The organism is Streptomyces qinglanensis (genome assembly GCF_900111245.1).
Classification (GTDB): domain Bacteria; phylum Actinomycetota; class Actinomycetes; order Streptomycetales; family Streptomycetaceae; genus Streptomyces; species Streptomyces qinglanensis.
Genome location: NZ_FOGO01000007.1, coordinates 148,252 through 171,111, shown reverse-complemented (window position 1 = coordinate 171,111; position 22,860 = coordinate 148,252). Strand labels below are relative to the sequence as shown.

At 73.2% G+C, this 22,860-nt stretch carries 20 protein-coding genes; 10 read left to right on the top strand and 10 right to left on the bottom strand.

Annotated elements, in window-relative coordinates:
- Positions 1–13 precede the first annotated feature (13 nt).
- Both BMX65_RS16615 and BMX65_RS16610 read right to left on the bottom strand, forming a co-directional pair.
- Positions 14–2,983, bottom strand: a complete 2,970-nt coding sequence (locus tag BMX65_RS16615) for an FAD-binding and (Fe-S)-binding domain-containing protein (RefSeq protein WP_075001079.1) — start codon at positions 2,981–2,983, stop codon at positions 14–16.
- Between the two features lie 202 nt (positions 2,984–3,185).
- On the bottom strand, positions 3,186–3,632 hold the full coding sequence (locus BMX65_RS16610) for a MarR family winged helix-turn-helix transcriptional regulator (RefSeq protein ID WP_075001078.1): 447 nt from the start codon (positions 3,630–3,632) through the stop codon (positions 3,186–3,188).
- 146 nt (positions 3,633–3,778) lie between these two features.
- Here BMX65_RS16610 and BMX65_RS16605 point away from each other — a divergent pair, with 146 nt between their 5' ends.
- A complete protein-coding gene (locus BMX65_RS16605) occupies positions 3,779–5,623 on the top strand; it encodes an ABC transporter ATP-binding protein (RefSeq protein WP_075001077.1) in 1,845 nt (614 codons plus the stop codon).
- 106 nt (positions 5,624–5,729) lie between these two features.
- On the opposite strand, the gene BMX65_RS16600 is transcribed toward BMX65_RS16605, so the two are convergent.
- Positions 5,730–7,028, bottom strand: coding sequence for an exo-beta-N-acetylmuramidase NamZ family protein (locus BMX65_RS16600; RefSeq protein WP_075001076.1), 1,299 nt, complete (start codon positions 7,026–7,028; stop codon positions 5,730–5,732).
- Between the two features lie 221 nt (positions 7,029–7,249).
- Between BMX65_RS16600 and BMX65_RS16595 the strand changes: the two genes are divergently transcribed.
- Complete coding sequence (locus tag BMX65_RS16595) at positions 7,250–7,759, top strand: O-acetyl-ADP-ribose deacetylase (protein ID WP_075001075.1); 510 nt, start codon at positions 7,250–7,252, stop codon at positions 7,757–7,759.
- Between the two features lie 52 nt (positions 7,760–7,811).
- Here the strand turns inward: BMX65_RS16595 and BMX65_RS16590 are convergent, their stop codons facing one another.
- From BMX65_RS16590 to BMX65_RS16565, 6 genes are all read right to left on the bottom strand, one after another.
- A complete protein-coding gene (locus tag BMX65_RS16590; protein ID WP_075001074.1) occupies positions 7,812–8,909 on the bottom strand; it encodes a questin oxidase family protein in 1,098 nt (365 codons plus the stop codon).
- Positions 8,910–9,278: 369 nt separating this feature from the next.
- Positions 9,279–10,022, bottom strand: a complete 744-nt coding sequence (locus BMX65_RS16585; protein ID WP_075001073.1) for an MBL fold metallo-hydrolase — start codon at positions 10,020–10,022, stop codon at positions 9,279–9,281.
- Between the two features lie 120 nt (positions 10,023–10,142).
- The gene (locus tag BMX65_RS16580) at positions 10,143–10,736 is read right to left on the bottom strand and encodes a hypothetical protein (RefSeq protein WP_075001072.1); all 594 of its coding nucleotides are present in this window, start codon (positions 10,734–10,736) and stop codon (positions 10,143–10,145) included.
- A gap of 177 nt (positions 10,737–10,913) precedes the next feature.
- Entirely contained in the window at positions 10,914–11,594 is a 681-nt protein-coding gene (locus tag BMX65_RS16575) for a LutC/YkgG family protein (protein ID WP_075001071.1), read from the bottom strand.
- Positions 11,591–13,153, bottom strand: a complete 1,563-nt coding sequence (locus BMX65_RS16570; protein WP_075001070.1) for a lactate utilization protein B — start codon at positions 13,151–13,153, stop codon at positions 11,591–11,593. The genes BMX65_RS16575 and BMX65_RS16570 overlap by 4 nt, the downstream gene beginning before the upstream one ends.
- A gap of 79 nt (positions 13,154–13,232) precedes the next feature.
- Complete coding sequence (locus BMX65_RS16565; protein ID WP_075001069.1) at positions 13,233–13,985, bottom strand: (Fe-S)-binding protein; 753 nt, start codon at positions 13,983–13,985, stop codon at positions 13,233–13,235.
- 704 nt (positions 13,986–14,689) lie between these two features.
- Here BMX65_RS16565 and rhaS point away from each other — a divergent pair.
- Positions 14,690–15,769: a rhamnose ABC transporter substrate-binding protein gene (gene rhaS / locus BMX65_RS16555; protein WP_075001067.1), complete on the top strand. Its 1,080-nt coding sequence runs from the start codon at positions 14,690–14,692 to the stop codon at positions 15,767–15,769.
- A gap of 380 nt (positions 15,770–16,149) precedes the next feature.
- Here the strand turns inward: rhaS and BMX65_RS16550 are convergent, their stop codons facing one another.
- Entirely contained in the window at positions 16,150–17,250 is a 1,101-nt protein-coding gene (locus BMX65_RS16550) for an NAD(P)-binding domain-containing protein (RefSeq protein ID WP_075001319.1), read from the bottom strand.
- A 219-nt stretch (positions 17,251–17,469) separates the two neighbouring features.
- Here BMX65_RS16550 and BMX65_RS16545 point away from each other — a divergent pair, with 219 nt between their 5' ends.
- The 7 genes from BMX65_RS16545 (at position 17,470) to BMX65_RS16515 (ending at position 22,825) form a co-directional block, all read left to right on the top strand.
- Entirely contained in the window at positions 17,470–17,892 is a 423-nt protein-coding gene (locus BMX65_RS16545) for a YjbQ family protein (RefSeq protein WP_075001066.1), read from the top strand.
- A 376-nt stretch (positions 17,893–18,268) separates the two neighbouring features.
- Positions 18,269–18,721, top strand: coding sequence for a hypothetical protein (locus BMX65_RS16540; protein WP_075001065.1), 453 nt, complete (start codon positions 18,269–18,271; stop codon positions 18,719–18,721).
- A 16-nt stretch (positions 18,722–18,737) separates the two neighbouring features.
- Complete coding sequence (locus tag BMX65_RS16535; protein ID WP_075001064.1) at positions 18,738–20,312, top strand: cysteine peptidase family C39 domain-containing protein; 1,575 nt, start codon at positions 18,738–18,740, stop codon at positions 20,310–20,312.
- Positions 20,284–20,769 (top strand): protease inhibitor I42 family protein, encoded by a 486-nt coding sequence (locus tag BMX65_RS16530; RefSeq protein ID WP_079171925.1) that lies wholly within the window; start codon positions 20,284–20,286, stop codon positions 20,767–20,769. Before BMX65_RS16535 ends, BMX65_RS16530 begins: the two co-directional genes overlap by 29 nt.
- A gap of 27 nt (positions 20,770–20,796) precedes the next feature.
- Positions 20,797–21,204: a hypothetical protein gene (locus tag BMX65_RS16525; RefSeq protein WP_075001063.1), complete on the top strand. Its 408-nt coding sequence runs from the start codon at positions 20,797–20,799 to the stop codon at positions 21,202–21,204.
- A gap of 326 nt (positions 21,205–21,530) precedes the next feature.
- The gene (locus tag BMX65_RS16520; protein ID WP_075001317.1) at positions 21,531–22,073 is read left to right on the top strand and encodes a class I SAM-dependent DNA methyltransferase; all 543 of its coding nucleotides are present in this window, start codon (positions 21,531–21,533) and stop codon (positions 22,071–22,073) included.
- Between the two features lie 350 nt (positions 22,074–22,423).
- Positions 22,424–22,825 carry a PGPGW domain-containing protein gene (locus BMX65_RS16515; protein ID WP_075001316.1) on the top strand — a complete coding sequence of 134 codons (402 nt, stop codon included), beginning with the start codon at positions 22,424–22,426 and terminating at the stop codon, positions 22,823–22,825.
- The last annotated feature ends 35 nt before the right edge of the window (positions 22,826–22,860 follow it).

The window sequence follows — 22,860 nt, the reverse complement described above, 5'->3', positions numbered from 1 at the left end:
CGCCCGCGCCGCCTCATCCCGGCCGGGTCGCGAGCTCCAGTTCCTGGAGAGCCGAGTGGTATCCCCGGTTGCCGGTCGCGTGGTCGAGGCCGATCTCGCAGGTACGGTTGGCCGACAGATACGTGTCGTAGGAGCGTCGGTTCACCTCCGCGGCCTCCCGGGCCGTCGCCGAGGCGGTCAGCTCCTCGTGCAGCAGGCCGCGATCGCCCGCGAAAGCGCAGCATCCCGCGTCGAGCGGCACCACGACCTCCTCGGCGCACGCCTCGGCCACCTCGCGCAGCTCCGCCTCGTCGCCCAGGTGCCGCATGGAGCAGGTCGGATGGAGCACCGCCGAGGCGACCTTCCGCTCCACCGTGAGCCGCGGCAGCAGTTCGCGGGCGGCCCACACGAGGGAGTCGAGCACCGTCAGTCCCGCGTGCAGCTTGCGGTTGGCCGGTGTCAGGTACGGGACGACCTCTTCCGTCAGGCCCAGAGTGCAGGAGGAGGCGTCGACGACGAGCGGGAGTTCGCCCCCGTCGGTCCACCGCCAGGCGGCCTCCACCATGCGGTTGGCCATCAGGGCGTTGCCCGCCTCGTAGCCCTTGGAGTGCCAGATCGTCGCGCAGCAGGTCCCGGTGACGTCCTCCGGTATCCACACCGGGCACCCCGCGCGGGCGGAGACGGTGACCAGGGCTTCCGGCAGCGACAGCCCACGGTGGCCGTCCGGATCGCCGAAGATGCGGTTCACACACGCCGGATAGTAGACCGCGGCGGCGTCCTGCCTGCCCGTCGCCGGGAGCCGCCTGGCGGCCGCCGCCGGGATCTCCGGCAGCCACTGCGGCACCAGGTCGGGGCGGACCGCTCGGCGGGCCGCACCGGTGGCGGCGCCGAGCAGCCGGTCGCCCAGATCTCCTCCCCGTCCGCGTACCCGGCGGCGGATCCGGTCCCCGGCGGCCACCGCGAGCCGGGCCGCGCGCTCCACCTGGGCGAAGTGCCGCGCCGTGCGCTCCGCGGCGCGCTCCTCGCGTGGCGAGTGGCGGGCGTGCCGGAGGGTCTTCATCAGCGCCCCGGTGTCGATGCCGACCGGGCAGTCCAGCTTGCACGTGGAGTCGCCCGCGCAGGTGTCGACGGCGTCGTAACCGTAACTGGCCAGCAGATTCTCGCCGACGAGCGAGCCGGGGGCCTGCCGGGTCATCTCGCGGCGCAGCACGATCCGCTGCCGGGGCGTGGTGGTCAGATCCTCGCTCGGGCAGGTCGGTTCGCAGAAGCCGCACTCGATGCAGGGATCGGCGGACGCCTCCACCCCGGGGATGGACTTGAGGCCCCGCAGATGCGCCTGCGGGTCGCGGTCCAGCAGCACCCCGGGTGCCAGCACCCCGGTCGGGTCCAGAAGCCGCTTCACCCGCCACATCAGCTCCGTCGCCGTGCTGCCCCACTCCAGCTCCAGGAAGGGAGCGATGTTGCGGCCGGTGGCGTGTTCGGCCTTCAGGGAGCCGTCGAAGCGCTCCACGGTCATCCGGCAGAACGCGTCCATGAAGGCCGCGTAGCGCTCCACGTCGTCCGGGGCCGCCGCGTCGAAGGCCAGCAGGAAGTGCAGGTTGCCGTGTGCCGCGTGCCCGGCGACGGCCGCGTCGAATCCGTGCTGCTCCTGCAGCTCCAGCAGCGCTTCGCAGGCTTCGGCCAGCCGGGAGGGCGGTACGGCGAAGTCCTCGGTGATCAGTGTGGTGCCCGCGGGGCGCGAGCCGCCGACCGCGGTGACGAACGCCTTGCGCGCCTTCCAGTAGGAGCCGATGGTGGCCGGGTCGCGGGTCAGTTCGTTGGTCACGGACGCGACCGGTGCGACCAGTTCCAGTTCGGCCAGCACCGCGCGCGCCGCCTCCTCGCGTTCCTCGCGCACGGCGTCGTCGGGGGAGCGGAACTCCACCAGCAGGGCCGTGGTCTCCTTGGGCAGTTCCGCCCAGTCCTGCGGCACGCCCGAGACGCTGACCGAGGCGCGCAGCGTGTTCCCGTCCATCAGCTCCACGGACAGGGCTCCGGCTTCGTTGAACCGGGGTACGGCTGCAGCCGCCGCGGACAGCGACGGGAAGAAGAACAGCCCGCTCGAGGTGTGCCTGTGCAGGGGCAGGGTGTCGAAGACGAACTCGGCGAGGAAGCCGAGCGTGCCCTGGGACCCCACCATCAGCCCTCGCAGGATCTCCACCGGGGTGCTGCCGTCGAGGAAGGCGTCGAGCCGGTATCCGTTGGTGTTCTTCAGTTCGTGCTTCGCCCGGATCCGGGCCACCAGGTCGGCGTCCGCCTCGATCTCGGCCTTGAGCGCCAGCAGCCCCGCGCACAGTGCCGGTTCGGCCTGCGCCAGCTTCTCCTCCGCCGCCGGGTCCGCGGTGTCCACGACTGTGCCGCTGGGCAGGACGCAGGTGAGCGAGGCGACCGTGCGGTAGGAGTTGCGCGTGGTTCCGGCGGTCATCCCGGAGGCGTTGTTGGCCACCACTCCGCCCACCGTGCAGGCGATGGCGCTGGCCGGGTCGGGGCCGATCAGCCGCCCGTGCCGGGCCAGCGCGGCGTTGGCGCGGAAGACGGTGGTCCCCGGCCGGATCCGGGCCTGCCTGCCCTCCGCCAGCACCTCGACACCCGCCCAGTGCCGGCGGACGTCGATCAGGATGTCCTCGCCCTGGGCCTGCCCGTTCAGCGAGGTCCCCGCCGCGCGGAAGACGGCGTCCCGGCCGTTCTCCCGTGCGTACGCGAGGACGGCGGCGACATCGGCCACGTCCTCGGCCAGGACGACCGCCCGCGGTACGAAGCGGTAGGGGCTCGCGTCGGAGGCGTAGCGCACCAGGTCGGACACCTTGCTGAGGACCTTCTCCGGTCCCAGCAGTCGCTCCAGGTCGCCGCGCAGCGGCTGGGGTGTTCCGTGCGCCAGTGTCTCGGGGACCCGGTCGGCGGCGGGGGAGTGGCCGGTGCCGGTCCGCGGGCGCAGCACTCCGGACTCGGGTTCGAGCAGCGGCATGGCATCTCCTGGGCGCACAGGGGTCGGGCGGGAGTGCGGGCTTGTGTGTGCCACATGCTAGTTCCGCCGGCCGGCCGGGACGGTGAGGGTCGTTCCCGCCGCGTAACGGTCGCCGGTGCGTCCGGCACGCGGCGGCGCCGGTGTGCGGCCGGAGCTGCGGGGCCTGTGCCGCCGGGGGCGGGTCGCGTTCTCGCGGCCGGTGTCAGTGGCCGCACCGGTCCGCGTCGAGCAGGGCCAGCAGCCGGCTGAGTTCGTCGCGCTGTGCGGCGGTCAGCGGTGCGAGCAGCTCTTCCGCGGCGCTCCTGCGGGCCCGCCGCAGTGCGGTGAGGGCCGTCGAGCCGCCTTCTGTCAGTTCGATGCGGATCACCCGGCGGTTGGTGGCGTCGGGGGCGCGGCGTACCAGGCCGCGTTCCTCCAGTGCGTCGACGAGGCTGGTGACCTGCCGGGGCACCACCCCCAGCCGGGCGGCGAGGTCCGCCATCCGGGGCGGCTGCGGGCAGTGCGCGACCGTGCGCAGCAGGCGGCCCTGCGCGGGGGTGACCCCCAGCGGCGCGAAGTTCTCCCGATGTGCGTGGTTGATCCGCTTCGTCAGGTGCAGGAGCTGGTCAGCCAGGTCGGAGGCGCGTTCGGCGGAGGGGCGGTGGACCATGTCAAGCAGGTTATCAGTACATAGGTCATTGTGAACATAGGTAACGATGAACTATGCTCCCTCAGTCTCGGCGCAGTCCGCCGAGCGCGCCCGCGCCGGCGGACCGGCTCCGCCCCGGGCGACACCCCCGAGTACCGAGGAGCCCCTTGCACCGTGAAGCATCCGGCTGGACGCCGTCACCGCAGGAAACCCCGACGCCGCAGGAGCAGCCCGCACAGGTGCGCCGCATCCTGCGCCTCTTCCGTCCCTACCGGGCCCGCCTGACCCTGGTCGGCCTGCTGGTGGCCGCCTCCTCCCTGGTCTCCGTCGCCTCGCCGTTCCTGCTGCGCGAGATCCTGGACGTCGCCATCCCGCAGCAGCGCACCGGGCTGCTCTCGCTGCTCGCCCTCGGTCTGATCGTCACCGCGGTCGTCACCAGCGTCTTCGGTGTGCTCCAGACGCTCATCAGCACCACGGTCGGCCAGCGCGTCATGCACGACCTGCGCACCGGGGTCTACGCCAAGCTCCAGCGGATGCCGCTCGCCTTCTTCACCCGGACCCGGACGGGCGAGGTCCAGTCCCGGATCGCCAACGACATCGGCGGCATGCAGGCGACCGTCACCTCGACGGCGACCTCGCTGGTCTCCAACCTCACCAGCGTGGTGGCCACCATCGTCGCCATGCTCGCGCTGGACTGGCGGCTGACGCTCGCCTCCCTGGTGCTGCTGCCCTTCTTCGTCTGGGTGAGCCGCCGGGTGGGGCGGGAGCGCAAGCGCATCACCACCCAGCGGCAGAAGCAGATGGCCGCCATGTCCGCCCTGGTCACCGAATCCCTGTCGGTCAGCGGCATCCTGCTCGGCCGCACCATGGGCCGGGCCGACTCGCTCACCCGGAACTTCGCCGGCGAGTCCGAGACCCTGGCCGACCTGGAGATCCGCTCCCACATGGCCGGTCGCTGGCGGATGTCCACCATCGGGATCGTCATGTCCGCGATCCCCGCGCTGCTCTACTGGACGGCGGGCATGCTCACCCACTTCGGCGGGCCCGCCTTCTCCATCGGCACCCTCGTCGCCTTCGTGACCCTGCAGCAGGGGCTGCTGCGCCCCACCGTCTCGCTGCTCACCACCGGTGTGGAGATGCAGACCTCGCTCGCGCTCTTCCAGCGCATCTTCGAATACCTCGATCTGCCCGTCTCCATCACCGAACCGCGCAGACCCGTCCCGCTCCCGCAGGTCCGCGGTGAAATCCGCTTCGAGAACGTGGACTTCACCTACGACACCCGCCCGCCGGGCAGCCCCGCACGCGACAGCGGCCACACCCTGCGCGGAATCGACCTGACCGTCCCCGCGGGCAGCAGCCTCGCGGTCGTGGGGGCCACGGGGTCGGGCAAGTCCACCCTCAGCTACCTGGTGCCCCGGCTCTACGACGTGACCGGGGGCCGGGTGACCCTCGACGGTGTCGACGTACGGGACCTCGACTTCGCGACCCTCTCCGGAGCCGTCGGCGTGGTCTCCCAGGAGACCTACCTCTTCCATGCGACGGTCGCCGAAAACCTCCGCTTCGCCCGGCCGGACGCCACTGACGAGGAACTGCGCGAAGCGGCGACCGCGGCGCAGATCCACGAGCAGATCGCCGCCTTGCCGGACGGGTACGAGACGCTCGTCGGAGAGCGCGGCTACCGCTTCTCCGGCGGGGAGAAGCAGCGGCTCGCCCTCGCGCGCACCATCCTGCGCGATCCTCCGGTGCTCATCCTGGACGAGGCCACCAGCGCCCTCGACACCCGCACCGAGCGCGCCGTCCAGGAAGCCGTCGACGCACTCTCGGAAGGGCGCACCACGCTCACCATCGCGCACCGTCTCTCCACCATCCGCGACGCCGACCAGATCGTCGTACTGGACGGCGGGCGGATCGCCGAGCGGGGCACCCACACCGAGCTCCTCGCGGCAGCGGGAAGGTACGCCGCGCTGGTCCGGCGCGACAGCCGGACCGCGGATGCGGCAGTGGGCGGGTGACCCGCACACGGCAGCGGGCGACTGACCCGGCGACGGCGGTGGACGACCGGCCCCGGACGCGCCCGCGTGCGGTCACCCGGCGCGGGTGCCCGCCGCGTCGCCCGCCTCACCGGTAGAGCAGATACGGGCGCCTGGCCCGCTGGAAGTCGCGCACCTCCGTCCGCCACGCCCCGGTGATCGCCTCCAGGCTCCGGCCCGCGTCCAGCATCTCCCGCAACCGGGAGGAGCCCGACAGCTTGTCGATCCAGAACGGCCGCGCGGGGTCGGCATCCTCCCGCCAGGAGAATCCGTCGTACCGCATCGCCTCCCGCAGCATGGCCACCGCCGTCGGCACGGCCCGGTAGCGGGCGGGATCGGTCACCAGGAGCTGCACCCCCGCGCAGGTCTTGCCCTGATGCTTGCTGAACGTGGGGACGAAGTAGCCCTCCCGGAAGCGCACCCCCGGCAGTCCCAGCCCGTTGAGCCGGTCGCTGTAGTGGTGGTCCAGGAACGGGGCGCCGATGAACTGGAACGGCAGTGTGGTCCCGCGCCCCTCCGACAGGTTGGTGCCCTCGAAGTACCCGGTGCCCGCGTAGGCGGTCGCCGTGTCGGGGGTCGGGACATTGGGGGACGGCGGCACCCAGGCCAGCCCCGTCTCCTGTGCCGGGGTGCGCGGCGACCAGCCCCGCACCCGGACGACGTCCAGCTCCACCCGCCCGCCGTCGCCCTCCTGGGGCAGCAGTTCGCCGTTGAAGTAGCGGGCCAGCTCACCGACCGTCATGCCGTGCTGCTGGATGATCGGCTTGAGCCCGACCCCGGAGGCGAACTCGGGTGTCAGCAGCGGCCCGTCCGCCCTGCGGCCGATCGGGTTCGGCCGGTCCAGGACCACGAAGGACGCCCCGATCTCCCGCGCGGCGACCATCGCGTGGTACATCGTCCAGATGTAGGTGTAGAAGCGCACCCCGACGTCCTGGATGTCGAAGACGACCGTGTCCACGCCCGCCTTGCGGAACAGTCCGGCCAGTTTCGCCCCGTCGGCGCCGTAGGCGTCGTAGACCGTCAGCCCCGTGCGCGGGTCCTCGAACTCGGGCTCCGACCCGCCCGCCTGCGCGCTGCCGCGGAAGCCGTGCTCCGGGCCGAAGACGCCCGCGATGCGCAGCTCCTTGTGCGCCGCCATCGAGTCGACCACGTGCCGGGCGTCCCGCAGCACCCCGGTCGGATTGCTGAGGACGCCGAGCTTGCGGCCGCGCAGCGTGCGCCAGCCCTCGGCGGCCGCCGCGTCGGCACCCGGGACCACGCGAGACGTGCGGTGCCCGCCGCCGGGACGGGAGGACTCCGCAGCGGCGGACGGGGCGAACAGCGGTGTGCCGAGGGTGGCGGCGGTGCCACCGGCCAGCAGCGAACGGCGCGAGGGTGCAGCGGTCATCGGGGACCGTCCTTCCGGCGTCCAGAGGTGCAGCGGGGCGGTGAGGCAGCGGGGCGGTGAGACAGCGGGGCGGTGGGGCAGTGGGGCAGTGGGGCAAGCTAATACGAACGCGGGAGCGCCGACCAGAGGGCGCGCAGCGGACAGCCGCGCCGCAGCGCCGATCGGAGGCGCGGACCGGTGACCGGCGTGCGCCCCGCCGGGCGCTGCGCCAGGATGAGGTCATGCCCACCCACATCACCCTCGTGCAGGGGGACATCACCGAGCAGGATGTCGAGGCCGTGGTCAACGCCGCCAACTCCTCCCTGATGGGCGGCGGAGGCGTGGACGGAGCCATCCACCGCAAGGGCGGCCCGGAGATCGTCGCCGAGTGCCGCAGACTGCGCGCCGAACGGTACGGCAGCGGCCTCCCCACCGGTGCCGCTGTCGCCACCACGGCGGGACGGCTGACGGCACGCTGGGTCATCCACACGGTGGGCCCGGTCTGGAGCGGGCAGGAGGACCGCTCGGAACTGCTGGCCTCCTGCCACCGCGAGTCGCTGCGCGCCGCTCGTGAACTCGGTGCCCGGACCATCGCGTTCCCCGCCATCTCCACGGGTGTCTACCGCTGGCCGCTGGACGACGCGGCGCGTATCGCACTGCGCACTCTGCGGGCGGAGGGTGAGGGCTTCGCCGAGGTGCGCCTCGTGCTGTTCGGACAGCGCTCCTACGACACCTTCCGCGCGGCCCTCTGAGTCCCGGTCAGCTCCCCTGCGGGATCAGCCCTGCGGGATCAGCCCTGCGGGATCAGCCCTGCGGGATCAGCTCGGTCGCGCGCAGCGCCGCCGCCATGGACAGCGGATCGCCGCCTTCCGCGCCGGCCGCCACCTCCAGCGCGGTGTCCGCGAACTTGATCGCGTGCTCGTCGCCGTGGGCCGCCGCGCGGGCGAAGACCTCCTGCGGTCCCGGCGGGGTGCTCTCCGGGACCGGCGCCGCCTGCGCGGGCGCGTACACGGCCGTGACGGCCGCGCTCGCGGCCCAGGCGGCGTCGGCGCTGAGGCCCCACAGGCGGGGCGGGAGCGCGGGCAGGGTGCGCAGCACCGCGTTGGGCGCGGTGGCCGCGTGCACCAGCATGACGGGCGAGCCGTGGGCGTGGGTGGCGTACCGGTGGGTGGCGGCGCGGACGATCTCCCGCAGGTCCGCGCGGGCACTGTCGGGATCGGTCCCGCCGCCTGCGCCGGCCGCGTCCGGTGCCGGGCGCCCCGCCGGGTGCGGCCGACGGGGGAGCGCGGTGATGCGTGCCAGCCGCTCGCGGATACCGCCGCTCTGGTCGGCGATCAGCGGGACGGCGCCGAGGCCCGCCGACGCGGTGGACTCCGGCGGCAGCAGGTCGGTCTCCGGCAGTGTGCTGTGCCGGGCCGCCCAGTACCCGAGCGCGTGTGCCAGCTCCGCCAGCCGCGGGGCACTCGGTGGGCCGTCCACGAGCAGCACCCGTACGGCGTGTCCGGTACGGATCACCGGATGGGTGGCGCCCGCGGAGATGCCCGGCAGCAGCCGCGGCCACCACAGGGCGAGCACATCGCGCCACGGGTGCTCCTCGACCTGGCGGGCGAAATAGCCGATCCAGTCCCCGAGCCGCCGCGGATCCCCCAGCGCCTCGGCCCAGTTGTCAGCCGTGATCTGCGTGCTGCGCGCCGGCAGGTCCTCCAGCTTGTCCCGGTAGCTGTCGATCCAGTGGTGCACCGACGGGGCCTGACCGTGCCGCACCAGCGCTTCCACCGCCATGGGTGCGTGGTTGCTGAGCCAGCCCTCCCGCTCCGGTCCACTGGTGTGCAGACGCTCCAGTGCCTCGTCCAGGGTGCCGGTCGGGTCGCCGCCGCTCGTGTGCTCTCGGGTCGAGTCCATGACCAGGACGTTACGAGCGGGCCCGGCACCCGGTATCGGACGCGGGGCGGAACCGGGCCGCGCCGAAGGACCTAGGCTCGCCGTCCCGGGCGAACGGACCTCGGTCCGGCGCCGGGGACGTCCCGACGCCCACGGCCACGGCACGGGTCCAGGAGCCCGTGGGCGTCCTGCGCACGACGGGCTCAGGGCCCGCGGCACCCCGGGCACGGCGTGCACCCCGGGCACGGCGGGCGCGGCGGGCACGGCGAATTGAGGGGCCGACGGGGCTCGGGACCGGCGGCCCGAGCGGGCCGGCCACCGGCCGTCCCTGCGGAGACCTCGATGGGACGGCCGAAGCACTGCCTCCCGTGCGCCGTACGGCCGACCAGGTCAGCTGTAATGTACAGCGGCTCGCGCGAGTGTCTCACCGCCACCGGTGGCCAGCGGCTCACCGTGCCCGAAGCAGACGGTCTCGACCCCCTCGTCCGCCGCCAGGGTGCACAGCCGCAGGAACGCGGCTGCCGTGCGGGCCCGGTCCAGATTGAACACGCCCGGTGCGGGGCCCTCCGCGAGCCGGGCGACCGTGTCACCGGTGAACAGCGTCCGGTGCTCGGGCAGCAGCACCGCGATGCTGCCCTCGGTGTGTCCGGGCACGGACAGCACGGTGGCACCGCCGCCGAAGTCCAGCAGGTCGCCCTCTGCCACCTCCCGGTCGACCCGGCAGGGCGGCGCGGGCGGCACCGCGGGGGCCTCGGAGGTGCTGCCGGAGGCGGCGTGCACCTGGTCGAAGAGGGCACGCTCCCACTCCGGAGCCCCCGCCATGTCCGGTGGCGGTGCGGGCGCCCGGCCGCGGATCACGGGAGCGTCCGCGCGGTGCGCCACCACCTCGGCTCCGTACCGCCTCGCCAGCTCGGCGGCCGAACCGGCGTGGTCGGGGTGGAAGTGGGTGAGGACGATCCGGCGCAGCCGCCCGAGGTCGGCCCCGCAGCCGCGTACGGCGTCCGCGAGCGCGTCGGCGCTGCCGGGAGGGCCGGTGTCGATGAGCGTCAACTCGGCACCGTCCTGCCACACATGGACCTGGCCGACGGGGAACGGGACGACGTGCAGCGAGGGACGCACTGTTCGGGATTCCACGGTGGCACCGTAGGCGGCCCCGGGCGCCGCCTGCGCGGCATTTCGCCCGGGGCTGAGCGGTTGCGCGTGCGGCGGAATCCGCCCGGCAACGTTGTCGGACGGGATCGTTGCCGGTTGCGGTCAGCGGCTGCGGACGGCCTCCCGGTAGCGCCCCACCGGCGGCAGCCAGCACAGCACCGCTGCCAGGAGCGCCGACGCGGCGGCGATCAGGCTGCTCGCGTACAGCCCGGCAGGGGCGGCGTCCCGCAGGATCAGCAAGTGGGGGAAGGCCGCTCCGCCCACTGCCGGCACGGTGAGCAGGACCCGGGCCCACAGGGCGCATCTGCCGGCGACGAACAGCCCGGCCAGCAGCAGCGCGAGGGCCAGGGCGAGCGCGATCGCGGCCCGCGCTGACATGGTGCTCTGCCACTCGGTGACGACGTCGTCCCAGGCGGTGCGGGTCATCCCCGCGACGTCGGCCGCATCCGTGCCCGCGGGGAGGCCGACCGCTGCCGGGTCGCTGTCCACGGCGTTGCGGACGTTCCGGTCCGCGAGGTCCTTGCCCCCGACGTACACCAGCAGCGCACCGACGGCGCCGGAGAAGGCGGACAGCGCGGTGGCGGCCAGCAGGGCGACCACGAGGCCCGGCTTCCGCACCGGTTGCCCGGCCGGGTACTCGGAGTCCGGGAAGCTGGACGGCGTACCGGTGCGGGGGGCGGTCTGGGGGTGGCTCACGTGCGCGAACTCCTCGCGGGCAGAAGGGAAAAGGGAACGAACGGTTCGACCCTTGCACGGGAGACCTGCGCGAACCAGCGCTTCCAGTAAGGAAATCGGATAACAGTGGGGCTGAACTCGCCGGTAATACAAGGGAGTTACGTTCACGACAACAACGTGCTACCGATGCGCGGCCGATCAGCTCTGCGCGGCTCCGCCGTCCGCCGGCTGCCACCGGTCCGCGGACACCAGCACCACATCCAGCGCGCGCGGGCCGTGCACGCCCTCGACCCGGTCGAGTTCGATGTCGCTGGTGGCGGACGGGCCGGAGATCCACGTCTGCGGCCGTGCCGGATCCAGCCGTTCCAGAGCCTGCGGTACGGAGTCCACGACCTGCTCCGGCACCCGCACCACACACACGTGATGGTCGGGGACCAGCGTGCTGCGCCGCCGCCCCTGGCCCCGGGAGCCGTCCAGGACCAGCGTGCCCGTCTCGGCCACGGCGACCGCGCACCCGGTCACCACGCTGTCCACCGTGTCCAGCACGAGCGGGGTGAGTGCCGCCGAGTCCCGCAGGTGCGCGATCCCGTCCGGCAGCCACTCCGCGGGAACCCCCGCAGGAGTCACCACACGGCGCGCCCCCCGCCGTACCAGGAGCTCCGCGACGGTCTCCGGCAGCCCGCCGGGAGTGCTGTGGTGCACCTGCGCCCGGTAGTCCGCCAGATGGGCGGCGAGCAGCCGTGCGGCCTCCGCCGGGGAACGCCGGCCGTGGACGCGCAGATAGTCGCGGGCCACCGGCGCCTGCTGCGGCAGCTCTCCGCGCGGTACGTCGGCCAGCGCCCGGCGCACCCGTCCGAGTACCGTCTCCCGGCTGCTCACCGCGGGTCCTCCAGGGGGCCGGTGCGGCCCGTCGAGCCGACTGCTCCGGTGCCGTCGTCCACGGTGTGCGCGGTGGTGCTCCCGGGCGCGCCGCCCGCGGTGCCGCGGGTGCGCCGCCACCAGTCGCGGAACGACTCCGCGGGCACCTGCGGCACCTCCCGGGTGTCGGTCCAGGCCCGGCCGGGCCCCGGCAGCCTGCGCGGCACCAGACGCCGCGCCCGCGCGGCCATCCGTTCACCGGCACGCAGCGCACGCGGATGGTCGAACGTCCAGGAGGCCGCCCGCATGGCGGCCCGCTCCGCCGCGTGCCCCCTGGCCGGCCGCACCGTCGTGCGCTCCCCGCGCACGGTGGCCGTGCCGCCCTGGACGACGCGCTCGCGCAGGTGCACCAGCACCTCGGGGATGTCGATGGCCACCGGGCACACCTCGTAGCAGGCACCGCACAACGACGACGCGTACGGCAAGGAGGCGTCCAGCCCGGTCTCCATGCTGTCGAGCTGCGGCGTCAGGATCGCGCCGATGGGCCCCGGGTAGGGGGACCCGTAGGCGTGTCCGCCCGCGCGTTCGTAGACCGGGCACACGTTGAGGCAGGCCGAGCAGCGGATGCAGCGCAGCGCCTGCCGGCCCACCTGGTCGGCCAGCGTGTCGGTGCGGCCGTTGTCCAGCAGCACCAGATGGAAGGCGGCGGGCCCGTCGCCGGGTGTGACACCCGTCCAGGTGGAGGTGTAGGGGTTCATCCGCTCCGCTGTGCTGGAGCGCGGCAGGAGCTGCAGGAAGACCTCCAGGTCCTGCCAGGTGGGGACGACCTTCTCGATGCCGGCCACCGAGATCAGCGTCTCGGGCAGCGTCAGGCACATCCGGCCGTTGCCCTCGGACTCGACGACGACCAGGGTGCCGGTCTCGGCGACCAGGAAATTCGCCCCGGAGACGCCCACCTTGGCTCTCAGGAACTTCTCCCGCAGGTGCAGCCGGGCAGCCTCCGCCAGATCGCCGGGACGGTCGGTGAGCCCGTCCGGCGCCGGCCGGCCCCAGTGCCCCATCCGCTCCCGGAAGATCTCGCGGATCTCGGAGCGGTTCCGGTGGATGGCGGGCACCAGGATGTGCGAGGGGCGGTCCTCGCCCAACTGGACGATCAGCTCCGCCAGATCGGTCTCGTAGGCCGAGATGCCGGCCTGTTCCAGCGCCTCGTTGAGGCCGATCTCCTGCGTGACCATGGACTTGACCTTGACGACCTCGCGCTCTCCGGTCGCCCGTACGAGGCGCGTGACGATCTCGCCGGCCTCCTGCGCGTCGGTGGCCCAGTGCACCGTGCCGCCCGCGGCGGTGACCGCGGCCTCCAGTTGTTCCAGGTAGTGGTCCAGGTGGCGCAGCGTGCGGTCCTTGATCTGCGCCCCGGCCGCCCGCAGCGCGGACCAGTCGGCCAGTTCCGCCACGGCGGCGGCGCGCTTGTCGCGGATCGTGCGGGTGGCGTGCCGGAGGTTGCCGCGCAGCCGTTCGTCCCCGGTGGCCGCTGCGGCAGCCTCCGGGAACGGCGGCATGCCCAGATAGGTGACGCTCACCGGATCCCTCCGTCCCTCGTCCCGCGCATGCGGCCGGTCCTGGCGGCCGGACCCGGCCGGGCGGCCGCGCGTGCGCCGCTCACCACGGCGACTCCTCGGTGCTCGCCAGGATCTCCGCGAGGTGGACGGGACGCACCCGCGAGCCGGCCCGGGAGAGCAGACCACCGATGTGCATCAGACAGGAGTTGTCCACCGTGCACACCGACGCCGCGCCGCTCGACCGGATGTGGTGCGCCTTGTCCGCGCCCATGGCCGAGGAGACGGCCGGGTTCTTGACCGCGAACGTGCCGCCGAAGCCGCAGCACTCCTCGGCACTCGCCAACTCGCGCAGCTCCAGCCCCTTCACCTCTTCCAGCAGGGCGCGCGGCCGGCGGCCCAGGCCGAGCACCCGCAACCCGTGGCAGGTCGGGTGGTAGGTGACGGTGTGCGGGTAGTACGCACCGACATCGGTGACCCCCAGGACGTCCACGAGGAACTCGGTCAGCTCGTAGGTGCGCGGCACCGCCCGGTCGGCCGCCGCGGCCAGCCTGCCGCCCCGCCCCTCCGCCGCCGCTCTGGCACCGATGCGCGGATAGTTCTCCCGCACCATGGCCGCGCAGGACCCCGAGGGGACCACGATGTGGTCGTAGTCGGCGAAGGCAGAGGCGTACCGGTGCACCAGGGGCTCGGTCGCGTGCCGGTAGCCGGTGTTGAACTGGGGCTGGCCGCAGCACGACTGCGCCTCGGGGAAGTCCACCCGGACGCCGAGCCGCTCCAGCAGCGTCACCACGGCCTGCCCCGTGCGCGGGTAGAGCGCGTCGTTGACGCAGGTGACGAAGAGCGCTACGCGCACGGCGACTCCCTTCCGTCCGGGTGCTGCCGGCCGGTGGGATGCGTACCAGCGGCACGGCGCGCGGCAGTCCGCTCCCACGACGAGCGATCACCTCGGGGGTCATACTGTCGCAGCAGCACGCTGTCAGGCACCAGGGCGCGCGGCGCGGGCAGCGGCCCCCGTCACCGCTCCGGCCGTACGGGCCTGTACCTGCAGATTTCCGTCACGCCGCTGTCTCCACGGGACCGGCGACGAGGGGCAGTCCGCAGGTGTCCGCCGCCGGTCGGTACAGCAGCGCGTTGCGCCCCGGAACCAGGTGCCGGCGGCCGGACAGGCGAAGCGCTCGCCGCGGGCGGGCCTGCCGCACGGTCGCGGACGATCCGCTCAGCCCAGCCGGACGCGGCACACAGTGCCGGAGCGCAAGGGCACGTTCGGCGGAGAGGAGGGCGAGCGTGCTGCTCATCGGCGTCCCGCGCAACCTGCTGACCCTGAACGACCCCTCGCGCGAGATCCCAGTTATCGTCACTGGCGCGCTGTTGATCGTCTCCGTGCTCACCCCGCGGGCCGTCCCGGCACTCGCCGCCCGCAGGCACCGCCGCACGGCGGCCACCGGCCCCCCACGCGGCGGCCGACGCGGCGCCGGACACCACAGCGGCACCACCCCCCGCCCCGCTAGCCTCCGCAGCCGTACCGCAGGTCCCGCAGTCTCCCGAAAGGCCACGCCCATGCGCCCGCACCCCCGCTCCCGCGCCCTCGCCGTCACCGCGGCGGCCTGCGCCCTGACCGTCACCGTCGCGGGCTGCTCCGGTACGACCACGAGCGACGCCCGGGGCGACGCGGAGGACACGGCGCGGAACGCCGAGGCGGGTACGGACGCGCCGCTGAAGAAGGGGCTCAAGCTTGCCTTCCTCCCCAAGCAGATCAACAACCCCTACATGACGGTGGTCGACAGGGGCGGCATCGAGGCGGCCGAGGAGTTCGGCGGCAAGGGCAAGGAGGTGGGCCCCTCCGACGCGAAGGCGTCCTCGCAGGTGAGCTACATCAACACGCTCACCCGGCAGCGCCAGGACGCCATCCTGCTCGCCGCCAACGACCCCCGCGCGGTGTGCGGGCCGCTGAAGGCCGCCATGAAGCAGGACGTCAAGATCGTCACGTACGACTCGGACGCGGGTGAGGACTGCCGTCACCTGTTCGTCAACCAGGCCGGCTCCGAGGACATCGGCCGGGGCCTGGTCAAGGACATGGCCGAACAGCTCAACTACAAGGGCGACATCGCGATCCTCTCGGCGACCCAGAACGCCACCAACCAGAACACCTGGATCGAGATCATGAAGGACGAGCTGAGCAAGCCCGCGTACAAGGACATGGAGCTCGTCAAGATCGCCTACGGCGACGACGTCGACCGGAAGTCCTTCCAGGAGACCCAGAGCCTCCTCAAGACCTACCCGGACCTGAAGGGCATCATCTCGCCCACCACGGTCGGCCTGGCAGCCGCGGCCCGCTACGTCAGCGGATCCCCGTACAAGGGCAAGATCACCCTCGGGGGCCTGGGCACGCCCAACCAGATGCGCAAGTACATCAAGAACGGCACCCTCGAGCAGTTCTCCCTGTGGGACGCCTCCAAGCTCGGCTACCTGAGCGCCTACGCCGCCGCTGCCCTCTCCTCCGGACAGATCACCGGGAAGGAGGGCGAGAAGTTCACGGCGGGGAAGCTGGGGCAGTACACCATCGGCAAGGACGGCGAGGTCGTCCTCGGGCCTCCGACGGTCTTCGACAGCGGGAACATCGACGACTTCGACTTCTGAGAAGACCGGCCCGAAGAGACGGCGGACAGCGGAGCGTCCGACCGGCGAGCAGCCGGCCGGACGCTCCGAGCAGCCGGCCGGACCGGCGGGAAGCGGGGCGCACGGTCCGGGGGAGGAGGGAAACCGGTGCGCCCGCGTGAGCCGGACGGCCGGGGGCAAGGAGCCCGCCTGCTGGGCAGGTCGCCGCGCCCCACAGTCCACACGGCCGACACCGGTCGAAGCTGGACGCGCAGAAGGCCGGCGCCGACCCCCACACCCCCACGCGGCTGACACCGGGCCCGCTGCGGAATCCGGCTGCGTCCGGCTCCCGCGGACCGCGTCCGCAGCGGTCCGCACCAGCGGCCGGCCGGATCACCGCGGTGAACTGCTCCACCGGAGTCTCACACCGCGGCGGGGCTGACAGCCGGTACCTCCCGATTTCCCTCCGCCAGCAGGGCCCGGACATCCCGCACGGCCGACCGGCCGGCCCGGTTGGCGCCGATCGTGCTGGCGGAGGGACCGTAGCCGACCAGATGGATCCGCGGATCCCGGGAGACCCGGGTGCCCTCCAGCCGGATGCCGCCACCGGGCTCGCGCAGCCGCAGGGGAGCGAGATGATCGATGACCGGACGGAAGCCGGTGGCCCACAGGACCGTGTCCGCAGGCGCCCGGCCGCCGTCCGCCCAGACGACGCCGTCCTCGGCCAACCGGGCGAACATCGGGTGCCGTTCCAGTACGCCGCTCTCCCGCGCGCGGCGCACCTGCTCGGTCATCGGCAGCCCGGTCACCGACACCACGCTGCGGGGCGGCAGACCCTCCCGTACCCGCTCCTCGACCAGCGCCACGGCGGCCCGGCCGGCCTCCTCACCGAAGGAATCCGAGCGGAAGCGGGGCGGCCGCCGGGTCACCCACAGCGTCTCCCGCGCGACCTCGGCGATCTCCAGCAGATGCTGCACCGCGGAGGTCCCGCCGCCGACGACGACCACCCGGCGGCCCTTGAAGGCGTCCGACCGCGGGCCCGGGTACTGCGCCGTGTGCAACTGGCGGCCCCGGAAGAGCTCCTGTCCGGGAACCCGGGGCCAGAAGGGACGGTCCCAGGTGCCGGTGGCGTTGATCACGGCCCGTGCCGTCCAGTCGCCCTGCGCGGTCCGTACCACCAGCCGTCCGCCCCACCCCGCGTCCCGCACCTCGCGGACATCCACCGGGCGCCGCACCCGCAGCGCGAAGGCCCGCTCGTAGGCGGCGAAATACTCTCCGATCACCTCCGAGGACGGACGCCCGGGGTCGGCGCCGGTCAGCTCCATGCCGGGCAGCGCATGCATGCCGTGGACGCGGCCGTACGTCAGCGTCGGCCACCGGAACTGCCACGCCCCGCCCGGCGCGGGTGAGTGATCCAGCACGACGAAGTCCGTACCGGGCTCCCACCCGGTCCGCCGCAGGTGATAGGCGCTGGAGAGTCCCGCCTGCCCGGCTCCGACGACCACGACCGCCACGTCATTCATGCCTCTGCGAACCATCCGGCCCCCCGAATCCTTCCCGCGGGCGTGCGGGTCGCCCAGGAGCACGGCGTCCGTGACGAGCGCGGCCGCCCCTCCCGCGCGCGTGCGGGTCGCGCCCTGTCCGCGCGCCACGTCCGACGGGTCCCCCTCCCGCACAGTGCGGCGCGCGAGCCGGCGTCCGGCATGTGGGGGCGGGCCGGTCCGCTTTGAGAAGATCGATTCATGGCTGAGCGCTTCACGACACGTGAGATCGATGTCCCGACCGGCTCGCAGGAGGTGGTCCAGGACCTGACGCAGCAGTGCGGCTCCTTCCTGCGGGACGTCGCCGAGGGCCGCGACGGACTGCTGAACGTCTTCACGCCCCACGCCACCGCGGGCGTGGCACTGCTGGAGACCGGAGCAGGCAGCGACGACGACCTGCTGGCCGCCCTCCGCGACCTCCTCCCCGCCGACGACCGCTGGCGCCACCGCCACGGAACCCCCGGCCACGGCCGCGACCACGTCCTGCCCGCCCTCGTCCCGCCGCACGCCACCCTGCCCGTCGTCAGGGGAGAGCTGGCCCTGGGCACCTGGCAGTCGGTGTGCCTGGTGGACACCAACGTCGACAACCCGGAGCGGACGGTGCGGCTGAGCTTCCTGGGGTGAGCCCGGGCTGACCGGATCGCCCTTTGAGCGGTGCCAGTCGGCAACCGTCCACCGACCCCCGTGAATCGGTGCGGAAAGCGACTGGCTCAAGGGGGATCCACGCAGCGGCTGCCGACCGGCGAGGGCGTGAAGGGCGTGTACGTCGGGGACGGGTGCACACGCAGGACCGGAGCATCATGCGGCAGAGGTGCCGGACGTCTCCCCGCCGGCCCCGGGTGACTGTGGCGCGCCGGTGGTGTGTGCGCGGTGTGCGGGAGGCGTGATCCGTCCGAACCCGCAGGTGGGGGCGTGTTAGCCTCCCGGTTGGCATGGCCGGGCAACGCCTCTTCCGAGCAGTTCCGTCGGGAGGGAGCAGGCAGACGGGAATCGGGGGAGTATGGCCTTGTCGGGTGGCTACGAGGTCAAGTCCAAGGCGGGCATGACCGGCAAGGCCGGTGAACTCGACCGTGCGGGCGACGACACGGCAACGGTGCGCAAGGCGGTCGATCCCGGGGTGTGCTACATCCCGGACGTGCTGGGCGGCGACGAGGCCGCGGCGGCGTTCAGCGCCTACGCCGCCGCCTGGGAGTCCGAGGCCGGACTGCTGGAGCAGGCGCTGCACGAACTGGCGGGCAAGGTGGACGGGGCCAAGAGCGCGTACGCCGGCAACGACCACCTCGTCGCGACCAGCGTCCTCGAGACGCAGGTGGGCGTGGGTGACGGGGTTGCTGTGAGGCCGGCCCCGGCCGGGAACGACGCGATCACGAGGACACCGACTCCTGCCGGCGCCGGCAGCGTCTCCACCTCGCCCCTCCGCGCCGACCGGCCGTCGGCCCTGACCGAGTACTGAGGGCCGGTCGGTGACGATGTCTCTGTGGGCCGACGACAGTCCGGCCGAATGCCGCAGGCGGCTGGCCGACCTGAGCGAGCGCATATCCACGGCGGGCAGCAAGAACGACCTGCTGGACCACATCGACAGTGCGCTGTCCGTCCCCGCTCCGCAGGGCGACAGTCTGACGCTGGAGACGTTGAGCAAGACCTACCGAGACCAGGCCGAGCGGGTCGACGACGTGTACAAGCGGGTCCACCGGGTGGCCCGCAAGGGCCTGCCGGAGGTGTGGGTGGGTGACACGAGTGTCCTCGCCTCCAACGCGGCGAGCGCTGCGGGACGGTCCGCGACGCAGATGGCGGAGGCTTTCCGGGGCGGCGCGAAGGCGTTGCTCGAACTGGCGGACGCGCTCGGGGACGCGCAGAAGCAGGACGACCAGGGGCGCGCGGGACTGCGGCAGGCCAGGAGCCAGCTCGGCGGCAGGGACGGCTGGTTCGACGACCTGCACGAGGACGACGGCGAGGAGCGGGCCCGCAAGCAGGCCCGCGGTGTCGCCTCGGGTGGCATCTCGATGATGCACCGGGCCGCCGTCTTCACCGAGCACGTGGTCCGCGCCGCGGTCCGGGACCTGAACAAGTGGGCGTCCGAGGCTCGCGCCGAGAAGCTGCACACCCATGACCTGTCCGCGGTCGACAAGCTGACGCTGGCCGACACCAGTGCCGGCGGCGCCCCGGAGCTGAACGAGATTCTCGGCGCCGCCGACCTGGAGCGCGCCGGCCGCCGGATGGACAGGCTGAACGCCGCCGACGAGGCGGCCATGGAACGCATGCTCGCGCGGTCCCGCAGTCCGCAGGAGCGGGCCTACCTGATGAAGGCCCTCGCCGCCGGCCACGACGTCGACGAGATCGAGCAGTTCCGGAGCAAAATCCACGGCAAGGGCGCGGAGTGGCTGCGCCGGCACCTCACGCCCGTGGTCACCGCCCCCGACAGCATGGACGACGAGGGACGGGCCGACGACGGCTCCAACAACAACAAGGACCAGGTCCGCTTCGGCAATCAGTTGTGGATACAAGGCGGCGACGGCTCGGAGGGCACGTGCGTGGCCTCCTCCACCGTCACGGCCCGCGCCATGGTCGACCCCGTGTACGCCCTCGGCCTCACCGGAGGGCCCAGCGGGCACGAGGACGACCCCGACGCCTTCCGCCGGCGACTCGTGGACGAACAGCACCGGCTGCACGAAGCAGGCGACGGCGGCGACGACTGGGACGGCATGGCCCACGAGGGCCAGGAGCGCATCGCCGACTCCGCCATCGGCGGCGCCACCGGCGACGACTACGAACGCCACGACCTGGGCAGTGCCGACGACCGCAGGGCGGTCCTCACCAGGGTGGAGAAGGCGGTCGCAGAGGGGAAGCCGGTACCGGTCGACGTCAAGGGCGAGGGCGGTGCCCACGCGATGACGATCATCGGACAGGAGGGCGGCATGCTGCAGGTCTACAACCCCTGGGGCACGACCACCTGGGTCAGTGAGAACGACTTCATCAACGGCCACATGGACAAGGCCGCAAGAAAAGGGCTCAACGATGCGTACAGTGTCTACCTTCCGGATTAGCACAGCCGATGCGGGTACCGGAGCGGGTGGCGTCGCTGTCGCCGCGGCTGCTGCCCTCGCGCTCGTCGCCGGCTGCGGGTCGGGTGCCGACGAACCGACCCCGCACCCCACCGGGGACACCAGCGTCACCGCCGAGGTCGGGGAGCGCTTCACTCTCACCGTCAACGAGAACGCCTCCACCCGGGAGCACTGGTTCCTGGCCGACCCCGAGCCCGACGGGGCGGTGGTCCGCAGCCGCGGCCGGCACATCGAGTCGGACTCCGGCGACGAGCCGATGCCCGGTTCCAGCAGCGACCTGGTCTTCACCTTCGAGGCCACCGGGAAGGGCCGCACGCGGATCGTGCTGACGCACTGCCTGGCCACCACGACGTGCCCTCCCGACGGCCGCAGCCAGGGCCCGACGGCACAGCCCCTGTCCGCACCCGAACGCGTCACCTACACCGTCACCGTCAGCTGACTTCGGCAGAGGAGACAGCAGAGGCCGATGATGAACCCCACCCCGCGCTCCCCAGCCCGGACCGACGACGAACTGGCCCGGCTCGATGTCCCGCTTCTGCTGCGCTACGGCCTCGCCAGCACCGCGCCCGGCCCTCAGCGCACGACCCTCTTCGGTGACGGCGCCGCGGGTGCCGCGGTGATCCTCGACCGCCTCGGCATCCCTCCGCGTTCGGTCGCCTTCCTCGCCGACACCGTCCGCGCCGGCGGCCTGGCCCGCGCCGCCGAGCTGCCCGAGCCCCTTCCACGCGCGGAGGCCGCGGACACCGTGGGCGACTGGCTGCGCGCGGGGGCCGACCTCGCGGGCGGCGTCGACGTCGACGACCTCGCCGCACGCTGGCTCCATGCCGTCGCCACTGTCATCGAGGTACGCCGTCTGACGCGCGCCCGCGGCTGACCCGTGGCGCGAGGCGTCCCTAACCCGAGCGCGTGCTCCCTCGGGCAGGCGGCGGCGAGATGGTGCTCTGGCCGTATCGGCATGGTGCTTCCGGGAGTTGGCGAAGTGGGCGGCCGCATCGGCGGGGCGTGTGCGGCCGGCCGTGGAACCGCCGGTCAGGGCGCGCCGGGCTGACGTCGTGCTGACGACTGACCTGGTCTCCTCGTCCGGCGCCTCGGGCGCGTGCACCATGCCGACGTCCGACGTCCGACGTCCGCCGGAGACCGTCGAACGCGCGGGCCGGGGGAGAGCGTGAGGGGGGAGACCCGATGTGCCAGAGTGCCGGTATGGCGTGGAATGGTGAGGAGTACCAGGCCCGGTTCGACAGGATCGCCGCCGAGGGCGGGGATGTGCATGGCGAAGCCGTACTGGTGCGTTCCCTGGGGCCGTCCAGCGTCCTCGACGCGGGGTGCGGCACGGGCAGGGTGGCGATCGAACTGGCGCGGCACGGGATCGACGTGGTGGGGGTGGACCTCGACTCCTCGATGCTGGCCACGGCCCGGCACCTCGCCCCCGGTATCCCCTGGCACTTGAGCGACCTGGCCGGCCTCGATCTCGGCAGGACCTTCGACGTGGTGGTGATGGCGGGCAACGTCCCGCTGTTCACTCCGCCGGGAACCGAGCCGGACCTGGTCGGCGGAGTGGCGGCACACGTCCGGCCGGGCGGCCGTCTGGTGGCAGGCTTCTCGCTGGACCGGGGCTACAGCCTGGAGGATTACGACACGCATTGCGCCGCGGCCGGCCTCTCCCTCGAGAAGCGCTATGGGACGTGGTCCCGCGAGCCCTACGCGGGCGGGACGTACGCGGTCTCGGTCCACCGCAGGCCCTGACTGCCGATCGTGCTCCCGGAGCGGCGCTGCACGGGCGCGGAACTCCTGCGCGGGGCCCGGTCGTGCTGCCGTGCGCAGCCGTGTCCGCGCGGCGGAGCCGCTCCGGCTTCGGCCGGACGGGTGACCGGTGGGCGTGGTGACGGTGCTCTGCCCCTGCGGCGGCCAACCCTGGTCCAGCAAGCCCTCGGCCCTGGCGCGGTACAGGGCCGCCCGCGACGGGGTGAACAGCGCCGCACCCGGCGGCTCCGCCGGGACCGTAGGTCTCTCCGGGCCCGGCCGGGACGCGCACGAGGGGCGAAGGGTCCGCACTGCCGGCGACGGAAACGGGAGACGACGTGGCGAACGACAACCTGCATCCGGTGCTGCGGGCTGTATGGGCCGTCGTCGGCGGGCTGTTGGTCGCAGTGGGAATCGCTCTGCTCGTCCTTCCGGGCCCGGGTCTGCTGCTGGTGTTCGCCGGCATGGTGCTGCTCGCCCGTGCCGTCCCCGCCCTGCGTCACCACGTGGAGCCGGTGCGGGTCCGCGCCATGCAGGCCGCCGAGGAGAGCGTGTCGTCCTGGTGGCGGATCGCCGGCTCGACGCTGGTCGGGCTCGGGCTGATCGGCGCCGGTGTCGCCTGGGGACTGGTGCCGCAGTTGCCGTTCAGTGGCTGGAGCACCGGCGGAAGCCTGATCGTCTCCGGTATCGCGCTCTTCGCGCTCCTCTGCTGGAGCTACCGACGGCTGCGGCGTCTGCGTGCGGCCCGCCGGTAGGGGCCAGGCCGCGCCGGAACCACCCTGTGCCCCCT